Origin of the sequence: Streptococcus mitis, from assembly GCF_946190275.1 — a bacterium.
Classification (GTDB): Bacteria; Bacillota; Bacilli; order Lactobacillales; family Streptococcaceae; genus Streptococcus; species Streptococcus mitis_DC.
Genome location: NZ_CAMHZQ010000008.1, coordinates 48,221 through 70,824, shown reverse-complemented (window position 1 = coordinate 70,824; position 22,604 = coordinate 48,221). Strand labels below are relative to the sequence as shown.

The window sequence follows — 22,604 nt, the reverse complement described above, 5'->3', positions numbered from 1 at the left end:
TTTATACCTCTTTTACTATTAATTGATCATATAGAGCTTGATAGTTGGCCATGTTGACATGACCAGTCATTTTTTCTTGAGCATTGAGCATACCAAGGACATTTGCCTTGATGAGTAATTCTGCATCCGATTCTTTGTGAAGAAGTCCTGAAGAAATTCCTGCCACAGTAGAGTCTCCAGATCCAACAGGGTTGACCACCTGAATTCTAGGAATATCGACCTTGTAGAAAATATCACCATGTTTGGCAAAGGCACCGTTGGAACCAAGTGAAACGATAATCCATTCAATACCTGCAAACAAAGGTTCTTGAAGGACCTCTTTTAATTCATCCAAATCCTCAGAAACTTCTTTTCCAAGAAGCTGGGATAATTCCTCATTATTTGGTTTGATGACTGTTGGTTTATGTGGTGATTCAAGAACCGCCTGAAGTGCTGCACCAGAGCAGTCCAAGACAACAGGCTTGCCAGCTTGATTAGCAAGTTCTACCAAGCTCGCATAGTAATCAACTGGAAGACCAGCTGGTAAACTACCTGAGATAGCTACTACTTCAACTGACTCCAGAAGATTTTTGAAATGTTCCAAAAAGTCTTTACCTTCCTGTTCCAATACTACAGGACCTTTTTCAAGAACTTCTGTTTGGTTGTCTCCGTGGAGAATAGCGATACAGTTACGAGTTTCTCCCTGAATTGAGAAGAAATCTTTCTTTACTTGATCATCGATATGTTCAACCAAAAACTCACCAAGTTTGCCACCCACTAAACCAGTAGCAAGAACAGAATCCCCAAATTCTGAAAGTACTCGGGTAACATTGAGTCCCTTACCACCAGCCGTTTTGGTTACATCTACCACACGATTGACAGTATCAATCTTCAACTCATCCAAAGGATAGGAAATATCGATGGATGGGTTCATTGTGACTGTTAAAATCATAGGTCACCTCTTAGTCGTGGTATTCTCCGCGATCCCATTTTTCAAGGAATTCAGTGAAGAAGTTTGCGTCTGTTTGTTGAGCATTGTGGCTTTCAACATGTTCAATTTTCGCAATCAATTTTTTATTTTCTTCAGATGGTTTGTATTCAGCATGGATGAAAGCTTCGATGATGTCACACATGAGCAATTCACCAGTAATCTTACCACCAAAACCGATAACGTTAGCATTCAATTGTTCTTTGGCATATAGAGCTGTAGTCATATCACGAACCAAGGCAGAACGAACACCAGGAACTTTATTTACAGCGTTGTTGATACCAACACCAGTACCACAGATACATACCCCAAGATCAGCTTGACCGCTAGTTACAGCTTCCCCTACTTTTTTACCAAAGATTGGGTAGTGAGTACGTGTATGGTCGTATGTACCAAAGTCAATAACTTCATATCCTTTTGATTTCAAAAATTCTGAAACCGCCATTTTTTCATCTGTTACGATGTGGTCACATCCAATTGCAATTCTCATTTTTAACTTACCTTTCTTACTGTAATCTAATTAGCACATTTTGTTCAACATATCAACACGAATTTGGTGACGACCACCGTCGTATTTACCGTTAACAAATCCTTTAGCAATGTTTTTAGCCAATTCATCACCAACAAGTTGTGCACCCATAGTGATCATACGTGAGTTGTTGTGTCCACGAGTCATATAAGCTGAACGTTCATCAGAAACTTCTGCAGCAACCATTCCTTTGATCTTAGTTGCGACCATAAATGGACCAGCTCCATAGGCATCAATCACGATACCAAGGTTTTGTTCTTCTTTGTTTACTTCTGCAGCAACAGCAAGAGTCACATCAACAAAGTCTTGACCTTCAGCTGTAACATCCACAACGTGGAAGTTTTCTTTTTCCAAGAAGTCTTTCACAACTTCTTTCAATCTTAAACCTGCAGCATCTGCACCGATAACAATAGACATATTGTATACTCCTTTTTATTTTTCTAGGCTAGTAAAGACTTTTATGGTTAGATGTTTACCTACAAAAGCTTTCTAGCACTTTATTGACAAATTGGATTGAATGAGATGAATGACACCTTATTCAAGTTTAGGAAATCCGTTTCCTAGAAATAATCTTTCTCCACGAAAGAAAATATAACAAGCGATTATTTGTTTGTTGCAAACATCATTTGTTGCTTACAAACATAATATACTCCTATTTTCTAAAAAAGTCAACAATTAATGTTTGTTTTTGTGGCTTTTTATCTAAAAGATTTCGATATCAAAACCAATTTGATCCACTTGACCAGGTTCTAGGAGGCGAACATTCTTCTTATCTTCTAGATGATCTCCTTCTTCAAGGGATGTTGACAAGCCAGACCATGGTTCAAAAGCAATGAAAGGTCCTTTATTCAAAGTTGACCATATAATGAGGTTTGGAAACTCTGCAAAGTGCACTTTCAATCCCTTATCATGTTTACGAGAACGAAGGGCAATTGTTCTAGATTGCAATTCATCTAAGGTGACTGCATCTGTGCTGAAAAGATCATAATTAAGATCTATTTCTTTTTGCCCCTCTAGCCATGGACTTCTATCTTGAAAATCAAGCATACCTGTTTCTGGGAAAGGACGAGGAACAGAGCAAGTCTCTTCTTTCTCAAACTCTAGATAATAATCTTCATAGACTTCATCATCAAGCAGAGGACAATTAAATCCTGGATGTCCACCAATAAAGTAAGGCATGACCTTGCTAGTTTCTTTATTAAATATTTTGTATTGAGTTCGTACTGTCTTGCCAGTAAGGATATAAGTGATTTCTAGGCGGAAATGATAAGGATAGTTTTGATAGCTATTCTCATCATCTTCAATTGCAAAAGTTACACTCTTGTCTGTCTGTTCAACTAATTCAAATTCTTTCTTACGAACCAAACCATGACGAGGAATCTTTCCTTTACTTTCTTGTCCATTATCATCTATATAAAGTGCTGTATCCTCTCTCAATGAACCACAAATGGGAAAGAGAACAGGAGCTTGTCCACTCCAATAAGTAGCATCCCCTTGCCACAAATACTCAAGTCCCTCAGCATCTTTTATAGAAGAAAGAGCCCCACCAAAACTGTTAAATTGAACTCTTAATTGTTCTGATTTTAATTCAATTACCATTATTTTCTCCGATTTCTTGATAGTTTATAAAAAACTAGGCTGTCACTCCTATCAGGAAAATGACAACCTAGCTTTAACAATTTACATTTTATAGGAGCGCATTATTTTGCTTTTGCTGCGTACTCTTCGTTACGTTTGATCATTTGTTTTCTGTACCATGCAAAGATACCGATATAGAATACAAGGAAGACTACTGCACCAAGGATTGCTTTGATATCACCTGTTGTAGTGTTACCAATTGTCCAACCAAGAAGTTTTTCGATTGGTCCTTCAAGAGTTGAGTGAGTGATCAATTGAGTTTCGCTCACACCTGCTGGAAAGGCACCTACACCTTTAGCAAGTTCTGTTGCAAATGGTGCGATAAGTGTACCTGAAAGAAGGAAGAGTGGCAACAAGAGTGTTCCGAAGATAATCATACGGAGCAATTTACCACGTGTTACAACCAAGAGAGCTGGAGTAACACCCATAGCGATGATACCGGCAAGTGGCAAGATACCATTTCCGACTTTTGAAAGAAGCACTGCTTCAATCAACATGATTGGTGCAAGTACGTTGGCACAAGCCCAGATTTCAGCACGACCAGCGATGAATGGCCAGTCAAGACCGATATTGAATTTACGTCCTTGAAGACGTTTAGTAGCAACGTTTGTAATACCTTGTGATAGTGGTTCTACGGCTGCAATGAACCATGAACCGATAAGTGAGAAGAGTTCCAAAGATACACCGGCAGTCAAACCAAGAGACAACCATCCTCTGATAACAAGACGCCATTTATCTGCATCTGCAACCCCTGCAATTGGATGTGGAGTTCCCATAATACCGATAACAATACCAAGAATGAAACCGATGAAGAATTTAGATCCCCAGAAACCAATTTTCTTGTTCAATTTAGCAGCATCAAAGTCATATTTATCAAGACCTGGGAAGAATTTTTCAAAAATCTTATCCAAAACCATGATAACTGGGTTCATCATGTAGTTCATGTGAGTTGAAGTCATTGGAGATGAACTTGGAGCGTTAAGAAGGTCATCAAATGTAGGTTTCATCAAGTCAGAGTTGATAATTTTCAACACACCGACAAGGACGATAGCTGCTGTAGCAATCAAGAGTGAAACCCCTTGGCTCACACCGTTGTTGTCTGCATACCATTTAATCAAAAGACCTGTGATAGACAAGTGCCAGATATCAAAGATATCAACGTCAAGTGTATCAGTTTTCTTCATAGCTAGCATCACTATGTTGACAATCAACATGATGAGCAAAAAGTATAGTGTCCAAGCAGATCCCCAAGTGATTGTTGCAAGTGGTGCCCAACCAACGTCAGTGATACTCAATTGGATACCAGTGTTTTCAACGAATTTTGCTAGTGATGCTGAGAAAGCAGTATTTAGCATACCGATGATGGCACCGATACCTGTAAGAGCGATGGCAAGTTTGATACCACCTTCAAGCGCTTTGGAGAATTTCACTCCAAAAAGTAAAGCCAATACTGTCAAAATGATTAACATGATGACAGGTCCACCCATATCTAAGATAGGTGTGAAAAATTCTTTGATTAGGCCAAAGATTGCATCCATAACAGTTCCTCCCTTTTTTATGTTATATGAATGTTAACAAATTGATAATTAGCTTAATCCGTGTTCTTTGATAGCTGCTTCAATATTGTCAAATACTGGAGCACTCATAGCTGGAATACGGAATAAGATTGGTCCAGCTTCGATAACTGGAATACCTGGGTCAAAACCAAGATCTGTAGCAGCAATTGGTGTGAAGATGTCATAACCTTTGATAAGATCTTCGTTAACGTCTTTTACCATGACTGCATCACAGTGAACATCAAAACCACGGTTTGAAAGTTCTTCTTCAAGAGCACTTTTAATTTGGTGGCTTGAGTTAACACCTGCACCGCAGGCAGCAAGAATTTTAATCATATGGATTTCCTCCGATTTAATATTTTTAATAGACAAGATTAAGCGATTGCTTCAGCTATATAAGCATAGAGGGCTTCTGGTTCAGAAATTTTTGATAGGTCTTCAAGATGACCATTTCCAGTAAAGAAGTCCATCAACTGAGCAAGAATGTTTGTTTGACTTGAACTTGAGTTATTAATGATAAAGAAGAGTAAGGATACTTCTACTTCCTTATCTGGCGCAATCATATTGTGGAAGGTCACAGGTTTATCTAATCGAACGACCACAACTTTTTCAGCTAGATTATGAACAATATCTGTATGAGGAATAGCCACATTCGGCAAATCCTTACCCAAAAATTCCATATCTAAGCCAGTTGGAAATGACTTTTCACGCGTGATCAAGGCTTCACGATAGGTTGGAGTTACGATTTCTCGTTCTTCCAATAAAGTTGCAACCTGATCAAAGAGATGTTCTTGATTATCCGCTTCTAAGCAAAACACAAGGTTTTTGTCAAAGAAATGATCTAATCCCATAAGGTTTTCCCTTCTTTCCATTAACTTTATGCTATAAGTATAACACTATATGAAATCGTTGTCAATATTTTTCTGTTGTTTTTTGTCTCTTTTTTATATTTTTGTTGTTTTTGTAGTTTGTTGCGTAAAAACAAACATATAAACAAACACTCCAAACATTTTTTCTGTTCTAGAAATTAAAAAAGCAGACCATTTAAGCCTGCTTTACGATTGATTCTTATATAAATTTCCTATTAACAAGAAAAACAATTCTGATAACTTACTCTTCATCCATACTCAAGACGCTGAGGAAGGCTTCTTGTGGGACTTCTACTGATCCGATAGCTTTCATGCGCTTCTTACCAGCTTTTTGTTTTTCAAGGAGTTTACGTTTACGAGAAACGTCACCACCATAACACTTGGCAAGTACGTTTTTACGAAGGGCCTTGATATCAGTACGAGCCACAATCTTGTGTCCAATAGCTGCTTGAATTGGTACCTCGAATTGTTGACGAGGGATGATTTTCTTGAGCTTATCAACGATGAGTTTCCCACGTTCGTAAGCAAAATCCTTGTGAACGATAAAGCTGAGGGCATCCACCTTGTCTCCGTTGAGAAGGATATCCATTTTCACTAGCTTAGATGGGCGATACTCTGACAATTCGTAGTCAAAGCTTGCATAACCACGAGTTGAAGACTTAAGCTTATCAAAGAAGTCAAAGACGATTTCAGCCAGTGGAATTTGATAGATAACATTGACACGGTTATCATCGATATAGTCCATAGTCACAAAGTCCCCTCGCTTGCGCTGAGCTAGCTCCATCACTGCTCCGACGAACTCCTGTGGTACCATTATTTGCGCTTTAACATAAGGCTCTTCAATGGTCGCAATCTTAGTTGGGTCTGGGAACTCAGATGGGTTAGACACATCCATAGACTCACCATCGGTCAAATTAACTTTGTAAATAACAGACGGAGCTGTCATGATGAGGTCAATGTTGAACTCACGTTCCAAACGTTCTTGGATAACATCCATATGGAGAAGTCCAAGGAAACCACAACGGAAACCAAATCCAAGTGCCTGAGATGTTTCTGGTTCAAACTGAAGACTAGCATCATTCAGTTGCAATTTTTCAAGCGCTTCACGCAGGTCATTGTACTTGTTTGACTCGATAGGATAGAGACCCGCAAAGACCATAGGATTCATCTGCTTGTAGCCATGTAATGGCTCAGCCGCAGGATTGGTTGCCAAAGTAACTGTATCACCCACACGAGTATCCTGAACCGTCTTAATAGATGCTGCAATATAACCAACATCACCAGTCGCAAGGAAATCACGACCAACTGCTTTCGGAGTAAAAATACCGACTTCCGTCACATCAAAGGTCTTGCCATTACTCATGAGTTGAATCTTATCACCAGGTTTGACCACTCCATCCATAACACGCACTTGGAGTATAACCCCACGGTAAGCATCGTAAACAGAGTCGAAAATCAAGGCCTTCAGTGGTGCCGTCACATCACCTGTTGGCGCTGGCACTTTTTCTACGATTTGCTCGAGAATTTCTTCGATACCGATACCAGCCTTGGCAGATGCTAAGACTGCTTCGCTGGCATCCAAACCAATGACATCTTCAATCTCTGTACGCACGCGCTCTGGATCTGCAGCCGGTAGGTCAATTTTGTTAATGACTGGCATGATTTCCAAATCATTATCCAAGGCTAGATAAACGTTGGCAAGGGTTTGAGCCTCAATACCTTGAGCGGCATCGACCACCAAAATAGCACCCTCACAGGCAGCGAGCGAACGTGAAACTTCATAGGTAAAGTCTACGTGCCCTGGCGTGTCAATCAAGTGGAAAATATAAGTTTCCCCATCTTTTGCAGTATAATTCAGCTCGATGGCGTTGAGTTTAATGGTAATCCCACGTTCTCGCTCTAAATCCATGCTATCCAAAAGCTGAGCCTGCATTTCACGACTTGAAACGGTCTCTGTTTTTTCCAAAATGCGGTCTGCTAGAGTTGATTTCCCGTGGTCAATATGGGCGATAATAGAGAAGTTACGGATCTTCTCCTGTCGTTTTTTCAATTCTTCTAAGTTCATGATTCTCTTCCTTTCAGGGTATCTATTTATTATAAATTGTTTTTGACATTTTGACAAGACCATACCCTGCTAGGAGTACTAATCTTCAGCAACAAAGCCGTCATTTTCGATAAAGTGGTGTTCTGTCATTCCTTGGTCTGTAAAGACAATCCCATGAAGGACACCACCGTAGACTGCTCCTCCGTCCATCCCAATCTTACCATCTTCTGTAGTCCAAAGCTCAGCAGTACCACGCTCTTGCTTCAGCAAACCATAAACCGGGGTATGGCCAAAGACAATGGTTTTTCCAGTATGATTTTCGGCTTCGTGGAATGGTTTTCTAAGCCATACTTTCTTGTAATCTGTGGTTTCATGCCAGTCATCCAAGGTCAAATCAATACCTGCGTGAACAAAGATATACTTGTCTGTCTCTACCACAAAAGGCATTTGACGAATGAATTCAACCAAATCTGCTGCTTCGGTGGCAACACGATTAGCATCCTCAACTCCATCAACCGGTGCATCCAAGGGACGACCTAAGATAGAGTTAATGGTTGTATCTCCACCATTGCGACGATAATGGTCATAACTTTCTTCTGGGTCATCTAGCCAAGTCAAAAACATATACTCGTGGTTTCCTGATAGACAGATGGCCCCTTGATTGTCCACTAAGTTCTTGACCATTTCAAGAACACGGCGACTATCCTCACCACGGTCAATCAAATCCCCTAGAAAGAGCAACTGGGTCTGACCATCCCAAGTTTTGAGAAGGTCTTCCAGCATTCCAGCTTTTCCGTGAACATCTCCAATTACATAATAGTCTGTCATCTTATTTCTCCCTGTTTCTCAACAATTCTCTGGCTTGCGTCAGGGCTGCTTCCGTCACATCATCACCTGCCAACATTTTAGCAACTTCCTCCACTCGCTCTTCAACCGTCAAGAGACGAACAGTCGAAACTGTTGAATGGTCATTACTAATCTTCTCAATAAAGAATTGATAATCCGCAATCGCAATCACTTGTGGCAAATGGGAAATAGCCAGAACCTGACCATGCTGGCCAATCTTATGAATCTTCTGCGCAATCGCCTGAGCTACACGGCCTGAAACTCCCGTATCCACCTCATCAAAGACTATGCTGGTCTTGCCTTCTTTACGTGAAAAGGCAGACTTAATGGCTAACATGAGGCGAGACAATTCTCCGCCAGATGCAACCTTAACCAAGGGTTTAAAATCTTCGCCAGGGTTGGTTGAAATATAAAACTCAACCATTTCATTTCCCTCACGACTGAATTTGCCCTTGCTAAAACGAACCTGAAACTGGGCTTTTTCCATATACAGGTCTTGCAGTTCTTGTTTAATCTCTGCTTCTAGCTGCTGGGCCAAGTCATGACGAGCAGAGGCAAGTTGACCTGCCAAATCTACAAGATTGACTTCCAATTTCTTGAGCTCTGCTTCCATGTCCTCAGACGAAAGATTATTACCTGTCAAGAGATTGTATTCTTCCGTAATCTTGGCAAAATAAAGCATGACATCGTCTACAGTCCCACCATACTTACGAGTAATGGTATGAAGGAGGTCCAAACGATTCTCAACCTGCATGAGACGATTGCCGTCAAAATCAAGGTCCTCAATGATAGCTTCTAAACGCTTGCTAATGTCTTCTAAGACATAGTAGGTCTCAGACAGAGAACTTGAAATTTCACGGTATTCAGGGTCGTACTCTTCAACACTTTCCATGTCATTCATGGCCGAACGAACATTGGCCAGACTCGAGAACTCTTCATTGTCCAACATACTATAGGCATTGGTCAGCGTATCCGCAATATTTTTATGATTGAGAAGTTTATCACGCTCTTGATTGAGAGCCAGGTCTTCTCCAGCTCGCAAGTTTGCTGCCTCAATCTCTGCCATTTGAAATTCCAACATTTCAATACGAGCCTTGTGTTCCTGTTGGTTTTTCTTGACTTCCAGAACCTGCTTACGCATTTTTCGATAAGCATCAAAACTCGTTTGATAGGTTTCTTTCAATTCCCAAAAAGCTACATCGCCAAATTCATCCAACATCTGAATATGCAGTTGAGGACGCATTAACTCCTCTTGGTCATGCTGACCATGTATATCCACAAGATGTTGCCCAATAGCACGCAAAACAGATAGATTAACCATCTGGCCATTGACACGACTAATACTCCGACCATTTTGCAAGATTTCTCGACGAATGATAATCTCATCACCCATTTCCAAACCTTGCTCATCAAAAATTTCCTGCAAAAGACGACTATTCTCAACTGAGAAAAGCCCCTCAATCTCTGCCTTTGGCGCACCATGACGAATAACATCTGTCGTCGCACGAGCTCCCAACATCATATTCATAGCATCAATGATAATCGACTTCCCTGCACCCGTTTCACCAGTCAGGACAGTCATCCCCTTTTCAAAATTGAGGGAAATAGCCTCAATAATGGCAAAGTTTTTTATCGAAATTTCAAGTAACATATAGACCTACCAATTTTTTACTTGTTCAAAGATTTCCTCAGCTAGACTTTCACTTCTGGCAATGACTAAAATCGAGCTATCATCAGCTAAACAGCTAAAAATCTTATCCGCAAAAGTCTCGGTTAACTGAGCTTTTACAAAAGCTGTATTTCCTGGGATAACTTGGAGATTGATCATCTTATCCATCAATTCAGCTGACTCAATATTATCTTCAGCCAGTTGCAAACTTTTCACGATTGATTTTGGTAATTCATAGACATAGGTATTATCTCTCAAAGGAATTTTGACAATACCTAGTTCTTTGATATCTCGTGATACCGTTGCCTGAGTGGCAGTGATGCCTGCCTCTTTCAAATGTTCTACAATTTCTTCTTGCGTACCGATTTGATAATCTGTCACAAATCTTCTAATTTTTTCAAGTCTCTCTTTTTTATTCATTTTTAAATTGACTATGCGCCCTCTCTACTACTTCTTCAATATCAGCAAGAACTTGATTGCCTGCTGACTCTTCTTTTTTCAAATACGCTAAAAACTCAATATTCCCATGACCACCTTGGATGGGAGAAAAGTCCAAGCCAAGGACTGAAAAACCTTCCTCTACTGCCATAGCTGTGACAGATTCAAGAACATGTTGATGGACCTTGGCATCACGAATGATTCCATTTTTTCCAATCTGCTCACGTCCTGCTTCAAACTGGGGCTTAACCAGAGCCACGACCTGACCTTGATCAGATAACACACGGTGTAAGGCCGGCAAAATCAGACTTAGGGAAATGAAACTCACGTCAATACTGGCAAAGCTCGGTTCCTGCTCGAAATCAGTCTTTTCAGCATAGCGGAAATTGAACTGTTCCATGCTGACTACTCTTGGGTCTTGGCGTAATTTCCAAGCCAACTGATTGGTACCAACATCGACTGCAAAGACCAATTCAGCACCATTTTGCAACATGACATCAGTAAAACCTCCAGTAGAGGCACCGATATCAATCGTTGTTGCCCCTTCCACTGATAATTCAAAGACCTGCAAGGCCTTCTCCAGTTTCAAGCCACCACGGCTGACATACTTGAGTTTCTCCCCCTTGAGTTTTAGCTCGGTGTCATCTGGAATTTTCTCTCCTGGCTTGTCAAACCGTTCTCCATTAAGAACTGCTACGACTAGGCCAGCCATGACACCTCGCTTGGCCTGCTCTCGCGTTTCAAACAAGCCCTGTTTATAAGCTAGTACATCCACTCTTTCCTTAGCCATTGATTCTCAAACTTTCTACTACTTTCACAATCGATTCTATTTCAAAGGGAACCTTCTGGGCAATTTCTTCTAATTTGGCATTAGCTTGATCCAGAGTTTGGTTACAAAAGGCAATAGCCTCTTCCAAACCCAACAAAGCAGGATAGGTTGATTTTTCTGCCTGCAAATCCTTTTGTGGTGTCTTGCCAATCTCCTCAAAACTAGCTGTCACATCCAGCACATCGTCTCGAACTTGAAAAGCAAGTCCAATCAATTCCCCAATAGTTTTCAGCTTTGCCTGCATTTCAGGTGCCAATTCGGCTATAATAGCAGCCGCTTGGAAGGGATAAGCTAGTAATTTTCCAGTCTTATTAGCATGAATGGTCTGAAGTTCTTCCAAAGACAAATGCTGCTGTTCACCTTCCATGTCCAAAACTTGCCCTGCCACCATTCCCAGACTTCCTGAAGCAAGCGATAAGTTGGCAATCAAGTCCACCTTGATTTGACTTGGAAAATCTGCCTGCGCTATCAAGGCATAAGGATCTAGGAACAAGGCATCTCCAGCCAAAATGGCCATAGCTTCACCAAATTTCTTATGATTGGTCAAGCGTCCCCTACGGTAATCATCATCATCCATAGCAGGAAGGTCATCATGAATCAAGCTCCCTGTGTGAATCATCTCCAAGGCCGCAGCCACCTGCGCATGAGCTGGTTTAATAGCCACCTGCAAGGCTTCCAGAACTTCTAACAGAAGAAAAGGCCGAATACGTTTGCCACCAGCATGAATAGAATAGAGAACAGACTCTCGCAAACTAGAAGCAAACTGCTGATCTCCATAAAAATCTTCCAAGACAGATTCGACAAGAGCTAATTTTTCTTGCTTTTTCATTCAAAATCACTTTCTGTTCCGTCTTCTTGCATGACCTTGACCAAGGTTTTTTCAGCCTTGTCCAGCGTCGCTTGAAGTTCTTTTGACAAGACCATACCATTTTGAAAGGCAGCAATCGCATCTTCCAGAGCAATTTCACCATTTTCCAAACTTTGGACAATGGTCTCCAGTTCTGCTAGATTTTCCTCAAATTTCTTTTGTTTTGACATCTTTAACCTCTAATTCTACTCGACCATCACGCATCAAAAGCGTCACTTGGTCTTTTTTCTTCAAAGCTTCAACCGAATCGATTACAGACTCTTCTTTTTTGACAATTGCATAACCACGCGCCACGATTCGACTGGTATCCAACATCAGTAGGGCTTCTGAAAGTCTTTTCACTTCAGCAACCTTGGCATCATAAACCAGCGCCATTTGGCTACGTAGGAGCTTATCCAACTGACCTAGGCGGTCTTGATAGCGTTGGATTTTGGTCACAGGTGATAATTGCACCAGTTGATGTGTCCTTGCTTGTACTAGCTGTTTGTTATCGGAAATCTGTGTGCGCAAACTTTGTTTTAAGCGCAGTTGCAGTTGGTCCAAGCGTTGCAAATAGCCATCATACAAACGCTCTGGCTGTCTAAAGATAACAGACTGACTGCATTTTTTCAAAGCTTCTTGTTTCTTAGATAGAACATTTCGGACTGCTGTTGCCATCCTTTTTTCCTGATTTTGCAAATGAGCTAATAGATCCAACTTGGTCACTGGTGTTGCTAGTTCAGCAGCAGCTGTTGGCGTCGCAGCCCGTCTATCTGCCACAAAATCCGCCAAGGTCACATCCGTCTCATGCCCCACACTAGAAATAACTGGCAGACGAGATTCAAAAATAGCTCGTACCACAATTTCTTCGTTAAAGGCCCAGAGATCCTCAATGGAACCACCACCACGACCAATAATCAGTAAGTCCAAATCGTCCCGTTGATTAGCACGCGCAATATTTCGAGCAATTTCCTCCGCAGCTCCATCTCCTTGCACCTTGGTCGGATAGAGGAGGATATTGACACCAGGAAAACGTCTGCTGACGGTCGTGATAATATCTCGAATAACGGCTCCACTACGACTGGTCACTACACCAATTCTCTTAGAAAATTGAGGAAGAGGTTGCTTGAAGCGTTCTTGAAACAGGCCTTCTTCTGTCAATTTTTTCTTGAGTTGTTCAAACTGAATCGCAAGCGCCCCAACCCCATCAGGCTCAGCCTTTTCAATAATGATGGAGTAGCTACCGCTAGGTTCATAGACCTGCACACGCCCAATCACATTGATCTTCATTCCTTCTTCAAGGTCAAAACCTAATTTCTGATAAATCCCAGACCAGATGGTCGCTTGAATAACTGCATGGTCATCCTTTAGGGAGAAATATTGGTGAGTAGGTCGTTTACGAAAGTTGGAAACTTGACCAGTTAAATAGACCCGTTCCAAGTAAGGGTCTTTATCGAATTTCATTTTCAGATACTTGGTCAAAGTTGTTACCGATAAATACTTTTCCATCTCCACCTACTATTCATTTTCTTGCTCTTTCATGGGTATTATTATACCAAAAATATGCCTAAAAATCTCCATTTATGTACCATTATGAGGGAAAAATAGAAAAAGGAGGCAAGGCCTCCACATTTGATTATTTGCTGTTTCGAGCTTCTTCCAAAATCTTTTCAATCTTGGTCGTCAAAAGGTCAATAGCAACGGTATTGCTAACCCCTTCAGGAATGACGATATCAGCATAACGCTTAGTCGGCTCAATAAACTGGTGGTACATGGGTTTAACCACACCTAAGTACTGGTCAATAACGCTATCAAGGCTACGGCCACGCTCTTCCATATCACGCTTGATACGACGAATAATGCGTACATCATCATCTGTGTCCACAAAAATCTTGATATCCATCAAATCGCGCAGACGCTTGTCCTCCAAGACCAAAATCCCCTCAACGATAAAAACATCTTGAGGCTCCTGACGATAGGTCTTGCTGCTTCGTGTATGCTCTGTATAGTCATAAGTCGGAATGTCCACCGGACGCCCTGCCAACAACTCCTTAATCTGCTCAATCATCAAGTCTGTATCAAAGGCAAAAGGATGGTCGTAGTTGGTTTTGACACGCTCTTCAAAGGTCAAATGAGACTGATCCTTGTAGTATGAATCATGCTCAATCATGGAAATCTTTTCATCTGGAAAATGCGATAAAATGGCTCTTGAAACACTGGTTTTTCCTCCACCAGAACCACCTGTCACTCCGATAATGATTGGTCTATTTTGCATGCTATCCTCCGTTTTTTTATCCGTCGTCTATTCTATCACATTTTTTACAAAATTTATAGTCTGATTTGGATAGTCTAAAGGAAACAATACTCCCTACACCTCAGTTAGACTAGCTAAAAACCTTCCTTGGCTTATAGAAATTATCCCGTTTTTCTAAAATTGCTAACAATTTATCGCCTTCAAAGGCAGCCAGTTCTTTGTCCGTTTGGTCTAGCTCAATAAAACGACCAAAGCGCACTTCTGTAGCCTCTTCTGGACTTAGGAAAACTTTGACGAGGTCCCCTGTCCCAATCTCTAGAGGATGGAGAAAGTCCAGCTGGCCAGCCTCCACTTTTGCAGCAATTTCTTTCAAGGTCAAGGCATCTTCTAGTTGCAAACCAGCTGCACTAGTACGTGTTAAGTGAGACATATGGGCCGCATAACCCAATTTTTCTCCCAAATCAACAGACAAGGTACGGATGTAAGTACCCTTACTACATTTCACACGAAAAGTGAATCGCGCAAGATGGCTATCATAAGAAATCGGACTTGTTCGCTCAAAGCTATAAATAGTTACCTGACGTTCTGGACGTTCCACTTCCTGACCAGCACGCGCATACTCATAGAGCTTGCGACCATTAACCTTTACAGCCGAGTACATAGGCGGAATTTGGGTAATAGGCCCAGTCAAGCTAGCAATCGCTTCATCGACAAGCTTTTCATCCAAAGGAGACAAAACAGGTGTTTCTGCGACCACTTCCCCACTGGCATCCTCAGTCGTTGTTGAATATCCGAGAGTGATTTCCCCCTCATAGACCTTGCCCTCGTCCTGCATAAACTCTACCATACGGGTCGCCTTCCCAACCGCAATGGGCAAAACACCCACCACATCCGGATCCAAGGTCCCACCATGACCAATCTTCTTGGTTCCCAAAATCTTACGCAGTTTAAAAACCGCATCATGCGAGGTCATCCCTGCTTCTTTTTTTAAGTTAATAATACCGTTCATTTTTGCTTTCTCACTCCCCCTTCAGTGCTTCAAACTTCGCTTTCATGGTTGGATTTTTTCGAGTCAATTTTTTAACAGAAACATCTTCCAATTTATTGTTTGCGAGGCGAAGTTGGTTTTCAGATGTTGTCAGGAATTTCTTGACCTCTTCCATCCGTTTTATGGCCTTGTCAATTTCATCGATAGCTTTGCCAAAGTTAGTCGAAGCTGAATTATAGTTCTTGGCAAAGGCTAGCTTAAAGGCATCCAAGTCTTCCTCAAAATGTGTAATATCAATATTTTGTTCGCGAACCAAGGCCAATTCTTGTTTGTATTTGAGAGAATTAAGCGCCGCATTTCGCAAGAGCCCAATCAATTGAATAAAGAACTGAGGACGGACCACATACATCTTTTCATACTCGTGGCTGACGTCAACAATCCCTGTATTAAAGTAGTCATTATCGGCCTCAAGCATGGTCACCAAAACGGCATACTCACAGTTCTTCTCCCGACGGTCCTTGTCCAATTCCTTGTAAAAATCTGCATTCTTGTGCTTCTTCTCTGTTCCATCTGCTTCATTTTTCATCTCAAACATGATGGAAATGATTTCGACCCCATTTTCATCACTCTCGCGGAAGATAAAATCCCCCTTAGACCCACGCGCTGAAACCTTGTTGTCCTTCTCAAAGTAGGCATTTGGAAAGGCAAAGCTGCGGACCTTGTTAAACTCACTCTCTGCATACTGTTCCAAACTTTCCCCGATGGCTTTTGTGGATTGTTGAGCTTTGAAATTCTTATAAAATTCGACTTGTTCACTAGCTGCCTTGAGCTGGGCTTCGTAGTTTTGCCTAACTGAAGCAAGAGAAAGCTCGTTTTCTTTTTCTTGTAAAAGAAGCTGGTTTTTAACCTGATCCCGTTCTTTTTCTAAGTCAGAAAGAGTCTTTTGCAGTTGATTTTCATGCTCCAAACGCAAGGTAGCCAATTGGTTTTCCAAGGTCTGTACTTCCTTATCCTTAGCCAAGAGAGCCTGATGGCTTGTCTGTTCAACCTCTTTCTTGGCCAATTCTTTTTCTGTATCAAAATTTTGGATTTGACTCTGTAATTGAGCAATTTCTTGGTCTTTTTGAGCCAGTTTAGACTGTTGTTCATTCATTGCCTTTTGCTCAGCCAAGGCCAGTTCCTGCTTCATCCGATCGTGCAATTCCTTATCAAACTCTGCTGTTCTCACTTGAGACAAGAGTTCGGCATACTGGCTTTCATTTACTGTAAAGACTTCCCCACAGTTGGGGCATTTGATTTCGTTCATATCGTTCCTCTTTCTAGACTTCTGTAACCATTATATCATGCCTGAGGGAAAATCAAAAACAGTGAGTCGAAACCCACTGTTTATCTTCTTTTACTTTAAATTTTCTCCAAGGCCAAGCGCAAATCTTCAATCAAATCCTCTACATTTTCGAGTCCGATAGACAAGCGGATTTGATTTGGTGTGACTCCTGCTGCTTCTAGGTCTTTTTCTGACAATTGACCGTGAGTGGTTGTAGCTGGATGAACAACAAGCGATTTAGCATCTGCCACGTTTGCTAGGTCAGAAAAGATTTCCAAATTATCAATTACCTTGCGTGCTTCTGCCTCCCCACCTTTGACATGGAAGGTAAAGATTGAGCCCACACCTTTTGGCAAGTATTTCTCAGCCAAAGCATGGTAAGGACTATCTGCCAATTTTGGATAGTTAACTTTTTCTACCTTAGGATGGTTGACAAGGAAATCAACAATTTTCTCAGCATTTTGTACATGACGTTCCACACGAAGTGAAAGTGTTTCAAGTCCTTGGAGTAACAAGAAGGCATTAAATGGCGACAAGGCTGCTCCTGTATCACGAAGCAATTGAACACGGACAGCAATAATAAAGGCTGCTACACCGACATCACGAGTATAGCTCAAATTGTGGTAGCTTGGATCTTCCTCAACAAATTGAGGGAATTTTCCTGAAGCCGCCCAGTCAAAACGCCCGCTATCGACAATCACTCCTCCAATAGTTGTACCATGCCCACCGATAAACTTAGTCGCAGAGTGAATGGCAATATCTACACCGTGAGAAAAAACGTTAATCAAATAAGGTGTTGCAAAGGTATTATCCGAAACTAGTGGAATCTGGTGTTTATGAGCAATCTCAGCCAATTTTTCCAAGTCAGGAATGTTTATCAAGGGATTCCCCAAGGTTTCAATCAAGACAAGCTTGGTATTGTCTTTGATCGCTGCCTCTACTTCCTCCAAATTATCAACATCGACAAAAGTTGTTGTGATCCCATAACGAGGAAGGGTTTCTTTCAAAAGATTAAAGGTTCCACCGTAAATAGTTGATGCTGCTACAACATGGTCACCAGCATGGGTAAGAGCCAAAATCGTATAAGTCACTGCAGCCATACCTGATGCTGTTGCAAGAGCTCCAACACCACCTTCAAGAGCAGCAATTCTTTCTTCAAAGGCAGCTGTTGTAGGATTGGTGATACGAGTATAAATGTTCCCTGGTTTCCTCAAGGCAAACAGATCAGCACCTTCCTGCGTGTCATCAAAAACAAAGGATGTTGTTTGATAAATCGGCACTGCACGAGACTTAGTTGCTGGATCCACAACTTGACCAGCATGCAATTGTAAGGTTTCAAATTTAAAATCACGAGTCATAAGGCTACCTCCATATAGTTTCATTAAGGATATTGTAGCACTATCTACCTATCTTGACTAATACCTCTTTTCTATATTTTGATATAAGAAGCGGCTATTACTTCTTACAAAATCGAAAAAAGCACGACTCAATCGTGCTCATTTTCTTAATCTACATAAGTATCTTCATTTTTATTGAGGAAGGCATATGGAAGACCCATCAAGAGGCCTCCTCCGATAAAGTTTCCGATGAAGGTTACACCCCAGTGGCGAAGCATATTTCCAACACCGAAGTTAGCAATTGAGTCAGCAGCAACACTGAATTTCACAATCGCAAAAGAAGCAAAGTTCGCCGCAATGTGCTCGTTTGTTAAGAATACAAACATGTAAATCGCTGACAACACAAGCCAAAGTTTGGCACCACCATCTTTGACCAAAACAAATGAAAGAATCGCAATATTTACGAAAATATTTGCCAAAATCGCCTCAAGCAAGATTAATTCATTTGAACGGCCTAACTTCATCTCTACAACCCCAGAGATAAAACTATCATGAGTCAGATTTGCATAGGCTGCCGAATGAGCAAAGCCCCAACCTGCTATCAAAGCCCCGATAAGGTTAAACAAGGTACAGTAAAGTAAAATCTCAGCTGTTTTTCTCCAAGAGATTTTTTTCAAGAAACTACCAGCAGTCAAGAACATCATGTTTGATGTTACCAACTCGGCATTCAAGAAAACAATGTAGGCCAATCCCCAAGCAAAGACAAATGGGAAGAGGAAACGTCCACTGCCTGGCGCAATTTTATTAATCAAGTCAGCCCCAACTGCACCAGCAGCTGTACTGAAGGTTAAAAAAGCACCTGCGAACATAGAACGAATTGCATACTTAAATTTGCTTTGACTATAAAGACTTTCCTTCTTCTTGCAAGCAAATTCAATCTTTGAAATAAATTCTGAAGAAACCATAATAAACTCCTAAAATTTTTTTACCTGATAATTATATCACAAACTTTCGATTTTAGGAAACGTTTTCTGTATTTCATAACAGTTTATTCTTATGAAAATATTAAAAAATCAGTGAAATCCTGGATTTCACTGATTTGTATTAATAAAATTGTTTATATGGTTGATTGAAAGCTGTTAGGATTTCATCAGATGTTTGTGAATATTCTTTTGTTTCTTTCAAATCGCCTTTTACAATAATACGTTCTGTAGCGGCAAGGTCTTCACAGGTTACTAATGTAATCTCATTGACCCCATCTCTATCATCAACTTCATCAACACGATCCGGTGTAACACGTTTGACTTCACGTATTTCATAAGTATAAACTTTATTTTTATCGGTTAGATAAATCTTCATACCATTTTTAGCGTTATCTAAAGGAGAAAATAACATTTTATTAGCATTATTGACACCAAAAATATGATGACTAGCTAGACTATAATTTCCTTTCCCCATCACTTGATCGCGTTTCATGGTACCAGCACCATAGAAGAGATTGACATTATCAAGCCCTTTAAAAATTGGCAGATTCATTTCTAATTCAGGAACTGCAATTCCGCCGATAACTGGTAATTTTTGAGCATCCCATTGAGAAGCTAGAACCGCTTCAGAAGAGATCGCATTGACAGAATCAAAATCAAAATTTCCTTCTGTATCCTGATTTTCTTCTATTTTTTCTTTTGATACCTGACTAACTTGGTACTTATTGGTATTCCAAACTATGAAAATATCACGAATTTTAGCATTAAAAATCAAAGCAATTGATAGTAGTATCAGAAACCCTGCCAGGATATTTGTCAGCAGATTTTTTCGTTTGTTTTTCTTTTTATTATTTTTTTGAAACATTATGCTTCACCTTCTGTTTCGTTTTCTGTCCCAACTTCTTCTTTTTCTGCCGCTGCAACCGTTGTAAAGGTCACAATTTTAGCATCTTGATCCAGACGCATTACTTTAACTCCCATAGTTGAGCGTCCTGTTTGTGAAATATTGGCAACGTTGGTTCGAATCATGACACCTGTATCAGTGATAATCATCAAGTCTTCATCGCCTTTAACGGTCATAAGACCAGCAAGAGAACCGTTCTTTTCTGTAATCTTAGCAGTTTGCATCCCTTTACCACCACGACCTTTAGTTGGATATTCGGTTGCAACTGTGCGCTTACCATACCCCTTTTCTGTGATGATAAGAACCTCGTCCTGGTCTGTAATCACACTAGCACCAACAACTGTGTCTCCCTCACGGAGATTCACACCTTTCACACCTGTGGCGATACGACTCATGCCACGAACGGCTGATTGATTAAAGCGAACTGCATAACCAAACTTGGTACCAATAATAATATCCGTATCTTCTTCTGTCAATAAGACATTAATTAGCTCATCTTCATCTTTAAGATTCAGTGCTTTAAGTCCATTTTGACGAATGTTGGCAAATTCCTTAACGCTGGTTCTCTTCACAATACCATGACGGGTTGTGAAGAAGAGGTAAGCATCATCGCTGCGTTCAGACTCAACATTGATAATAGTCTGAATACTTTCGCCTTCATCCAATTTCAAGAGATTGACTACTGGTAGACCTTTGGCCGTCCGACCATACTCAGGAATTTCATAACCTTTAAGACGATAGACACGTCCTTTATTTGTGAAGAAGAGCAGGTGATCATGCGTGCTAGTCGACACTAACTCACGGACAAAATCGTCATCCTTAACGCCTGTTCCTTGAACACCACGACCCCCACGTTTTTGAGCAGTAAACTCAGCTTGATCCAGACGTTTAATGTATCCCTTGTTAGAAAGCGTAATCAAGACATCCGATTCTTCAATCAAGTCCTCATCTTCAAGACTCAAGACTTCACCGACCATCAACTCTGTACGACGTTGGTCGCCAAACTTACGCTTAACTTCGTCCAATTCGTCTTTGATGATTTGAGAAACACGTTCTGGTTTAGCAAGAATATCTGCTAAATCCGCAATCAGAGCCAACAAGTCATCATACTCAGACTGAATCTTATCGCGTTCCAAACCTGTCAAACGACGAAGACGCATATCTAGAATAGCCTGACTTTGACGTTCAGAAAGCTTAAACTTACTCATCAACTCAGCTTGTGCTTCTGCATCTGTTTCACTAGCACGGATGATACGAATCACTTCGTCGATATGGTCCAATGCGATTAAGAGACCTTCTAAGATATGAGCACGTGCTTCCGCTTTTTCCTTATCAAAACGTGTCCGACGAACAACCACTTCTTTTTGGTGCTCAATATAAGCATCCAAAATCTGACGCAGAGATAAAATCTTGGGTACACCATTTTGAATCGCCAACATATTAAAACCAAAGTTGGTTTGCATCTGGGTCATCTTGAAGAGGTTATTGAGAATAACATTTGCGGATGCATCGCGCTTGACCTCAATCACGAAACGAACCCCTTCACGGTTTGACTCATCACGTACTGCTGTGATGCCCTCAATCCGTTTTTCCTGAACCAAACGAACAATATGCTCATGTACCTTGGTTTTATTGACCATGTAAGGAAATTCCGTTACAACGATGCGTTCACGGCCAGTCTTAGTTTCTTCGATTTCAGTACGAGAACGAAGAACAATAGAACCTTTACCTGTTTCATAAGCCTTATGAATGCCTGATTTCCCCATGACAAGAGCACCAGTTGGAAAATCTGGACCAGGCAAGACTTCCATCAAGTCCTTGGTAGTCACTTCAGGATTGTCCATGACCAACTTCACTGCATCAATGGTTTCACCCAAGTTGTGAGGCGGAATATTGGTCGCCATCCCAACAGCAATACCAGTTGCTCCATTGACCAAGAGGTTTGGAAAACGAGCTGGCAAGACCAAGGGTTCACGTTCATTAGCATCATAGTTATCAACGAAATCAACCGTATTCTTATTGATATCACGAAGCATTTCTAAAGCAATCTTGCTCATGCGTGCCTCAGTATAACGCTGGGCGGCAGCACCATCACCATCCATGGAACCAAAGTTCCCATGCCCATCTACAAGCATGTAACGGTAGCTCCACCATTGAGCCATGCGGACCATTGCTTCATAGATAGAGGAATCCCCATGTGGGTGATATTTACCCATGACATCCCCTGTAATACGAGCAGATTTTTTATGAGGTTTGTCTGGAGTAACACCCAATTCATTCATTCCATAGAGAATCCGACGGTGAACAGGTTTCAAGCCATCTCGAACATCAGGAAGAGCCCGCGCTACGATAACACTCATGGCGTAATCGATAAAGCTCGTCTTCATCTCCTTTGTCAGATTGACATTCACTAAATTTCTATCCTGCATTAATAAATGCCTCATTTCACTATTAGTAATTAATAATATTATACCATAATGTCCGCCATATTTCAGGTATCCAAATTAGCTAAAACGTTTACATCAAGAACTCCAAGGCATATTCGTGACAAAGCTTTTTAAAAGTGATAGAATTAAAATAAC

At 40.9% G+C, this 22,604-nt stretch carries 22 protein-coding genes; all 22 read right to left on the bottom strand.

Annotated features, from left to right (window positions below; genetic code table 11):
• Nucleotide 1: 1 nt before the first annotated feature.
• The 22 genes from N8M20_RS05885 to gyrA all read right to left on the bottom strand — a co-directional run bounded on the left by N8M20_RS05885 (nucleotide 2) and on the right by gyrA (nucleotide 22,451).
• The gene (locus tag N8M20_RS05885; RefSeq protein ID WP_261079406.1) at nucleotides 2-931 is read right to left on the bottom strand and encodes a tagatose-6-phosphate kinase; all 930 of its coding nucleotides are present in this window, start codon (nucleotides 929-931) and stop codon (nucleotides 2-4) included.
• A 10-nt stretch (nucleotides 932-941) separates the two neighbouring features.
• A complete protein-coding gene (gene lacB, locus N8M20_RS05880) occupies nucleotides 942-1,457 on the bottom strand; it encodes a galactose-6-phosphate isomerase subunit LacB (protein ID WP_001216913.1) in 516 nt (171 codons plus the stop codon).
• Between the two features lie 30 nt (nucleotides 1,458-1,487).
• Nucleotides 1,488-1,913: a galactose-6-phosphate isomerase subunit LacA gene (gene lacA, locus N8M20_RS05875; RefSeq protein WP_000029277.1), complete on the bottom strand. Its 426-nt coding sequence runs from the start codon at nucleotides 1,911-1,913 to the stop codon at nucleotides 1,488-1,490.
• A 285-nt stretch (nucleotides 1,914-2,198) separates the two neighbouring features.
• On the bottom strand, nucleotides 2,199-3,095 hold the full coding sequence (locus N8M20_RS05870; protein WP_261079405.1) for an aldose 1-epimerase family protein: 897 nt from the start codon (nucleotides 3,093-3,095) through the stop codon (nucleotides 2,199-2,201).
• A gap of 101 nt (nucleotides 3,096-3,196) precedes the next feature.
• Nucleotides 3,197-4,672: a PTS galactitol transporter subunit IIC gene (locus N8M20_RS05865; protein ID WP_261039489.1), complete on the bottom strand. Its 1,476-nt coding sequence runs from the start codon at nucleotides 4,670-4,672 to the stop codon at nucleotides 3,197-3,199.
• Between the two features lie 48 nt (nucleotides 4,673-4,720).
• Complete coding sequence (locus N8M20_RS05860) at nucleotides 4,721-5,026, bottom strand: PTS sugar transporter subunit IIB (protein ID WP_000590547.1); 306 nt, start codon at nucleotides 5,024-5,026, stop codon at nucleotides 4,721-4,723.
• 38 nt (nucleotides 5,027-5,064) lie between these two features.
• Nucleotides 5,065-5,541 carry a PTS sugar transporter subunit IIA gene (locus N8M20_RS05855; RefSeq protein ID WP_000521972.1) on the bottom strand — a complete coding sequence of 159 codons (477 nt, stop codon included), beginning with the start codon at nucleotides 5,539-5,541 and terminating at the stop codon, nucleotides 5,065-5,067.
• A 259-nt stretch (nucleotides 5,542-5,800) separates the two neighbouring features.
• Nucleotides 5,801-7,624, bottom strand: a complete 1,824-nt coding sequence (lepA, locus tag N8M20_RS05850; RefSeq protein ID WP_001047207.1) for a translation elongation factor 4 — start codon at nucleotides 7,622-7,624, stop codon at nucleotides 5,801-5,803.
• A gap of 78 nt (nucleotides 7,625-7,702) precedes the next feature.
• The gene (locus N8M20_RS05845) at nucleotides 7,703-8,431 is read right to left on the bottom strand and encodes a metallophosphoesterase family protein (protein WP_261079404.1); all 729 of its coding nucleotides are present in this window, start codon (nucleotides 8,429-8,431) and stop codon (nucleotides 7,703-7,705) included.
• Between the two features lies 1 nt (nucleotide 8,432).
• Nucleotides 8,433-10,100 carry a DNA repair protein RecN gene (gene recN, locus N8M20_RS05840; protein WP_261079403.1) on the bottom strand — a complete coding sequence of 556 codons (1,668 nt, stop codon included), beginning with the start codon at nucleotides 10,098-10,100 and terminating at the stop codon, nucleotides 8,433-8,435.
• A gap of 6 nt (nucleotides 10,101-10,106) precedes the next feature.
• Nucleotides 10,107-10,538 carry an arginine repressor gene (locus N8M20_RS05835; RefSeq protein ID WP_001034401.1) on the bottom strand — a complete coding sequence of 144 codons (432 nt, stop codon included), beginning with the start codon at nucleotides 10,536-10,538 and terminating at the stop codon, nucleotides 10,107-10,109.
• Nucleotides 10,531-11,346 (bottom strand): TlyA family RNA methyltransferase, encoded by an 816-nt coding sequence (locus N8M20_RS05830; RefSeq protein ID WP_261079402.1) that lies wholly within the window; start codon nucleotides 11,344-11,346, stop codon nucleotides 10,531-10,533. The genes N8M20_RS05835 and N8M20_RS05830 overlap by 8 nt, the downstream gene beginning before the upstream one ends.
• Nucleotides 11,339-12,214, bottom strand: coding sequence for a polyprenyl synthetase family protein (locus tag N8M20_RS05825; protein ID WP_261079401.1), 876 nt, complete (start codon nucleotides 12,212-12,214; stop codon nucleotides 11,339-11,341). Before N8M20_RS05825 ends, N8M20_RS05830 begins: the two co-directional genes overlap by 8 nt.
• Nucleotides 12,211-12,423: an exodeoxyribonuclease VII small subunit gene (locus tag N8M20_RS05820; protein WP_084887861.1), complete on the bottom strand. Its 213-nt coding sequence runs from the start codon at nucleotides 12,421-12,423 to the stop codon at nucleotides 12,211-12,213. Before N8M20_RS05820 ends, N8M20_RS05825 begins: the two co-directional genes overlap by 4 nt.
• Nucleotides 12,401-13,741 carry an exodeoxyribonuclease VII large subunit gene (gene xseA / locus N8M20_RS05815; RefSeq protein WP_261079400.1) on the bottom strand — a complete coding sequence of 447 codons (1,341 nt, stop codon included), beginning with the start codon at nucleotides 13,739-13,741 and terminating at the stop codon, nucleotides 12,401-12,403. The genes N8M20_RS05820 and xseA overlap by 23 nt, the downstream gene beginning before the upstream one ends.
• Nucleotides 13,742-13,868: 127 nt before the next feature.
• Nucleotides 13,869-14,507: a uridine kinase gene (gene udk, locus N8M20_RS05810; protein ID WP_001181377.1), complete on the bottom strand. Its 639-nt coding sequence runs from the start codon at nucleotides 14,505-14,507 to the stop codon at nucleotides 13,869-13,871.
• A 109-nt stretch (nucleotides 14,508-14,616) separates the two neighbouring features.
• The gene (truB, locus tag N8M20_RS05805; RefSeq protein WP_261079399.1) at nucleotides 14,617-15,495 is read right to left on the bottom strand and encodes a tRNA pseudouridine(55) synthase TruB; all 879 of its coding nucleotides are present in this window, start codon (nucleotides 15,493-15,495) and stop codon (nucleotides 14,617-14,619) included.
• A gap of 10 nt (nucleotides 15,496-15,505) precedes the next feature.
• The gene (locus N8M20_RS05800; RefSeq protein WP_261079398.1) at nucleotides 15,506-16,780 is read right to left on the bottom strand and encodes a DUF2130 domain-containing protein; all 1,275 of its coding nucleotides are present in this window, start codon (nucleotides 16,778-16,780) and stop codon (nucleotides 15,506-15,508) included.
• Between the two features lie 95 nt (nucleotides 16,781-16,875).
• A complete protein-coding gene (locus N8M20_RS05795) occupies nucleotides 16,876-18,156 on the bottom strand; it encodes an O-acetylhomoserine aminocarboxypropyltransferase/cysteine synthase family protein (RefSeq protein WP_261079415.1) in 1,281 nt (426 codons plus the stop codon).
• Between the two features lie 146 nt (nucleotides 18,157-18,302).
• The gene (locus N8M20_RS05790; protein WP_000254781.1) at nucleotides 18,303-19,100 is read right to left on the bottom strand and encodes a formate/nitrite transporter family protein; all 798 of its coding nucleotides are present in this window, start codon (nucleotides 19,098-19,100) and stop codon (nucleotides 18,303-18,305) included.
• A 139-nt stretch (nucleotides 19,101-19,239) separates the two neighbouring features.
• On the bottom strand, nucleotides 19,240-19,983 hold the full coding sequence (gene srtA, locus N8M20_RS05785; protein WP_261079397.1) for a sortase SrtA: 744 nt from the start codon (nucleotides 19,981-19,983) through the stop codon (nucleotides 19,240-19,242).
• Entirely contained in the window at nucleotides 19,983-22,451 is a 2,469-nt protein-coding gene (gene gyrA / locus N8M20_RS05780) for a DNA gyrase subunit A (protein ID WP_261079396.1), read from the bottom strand. Before gyrA ends, srtA begins: the two co-directional genes overlap by 1 nt.
• Nucleotides 22,452-22,604: the final 153 nt, after the last annotated feature.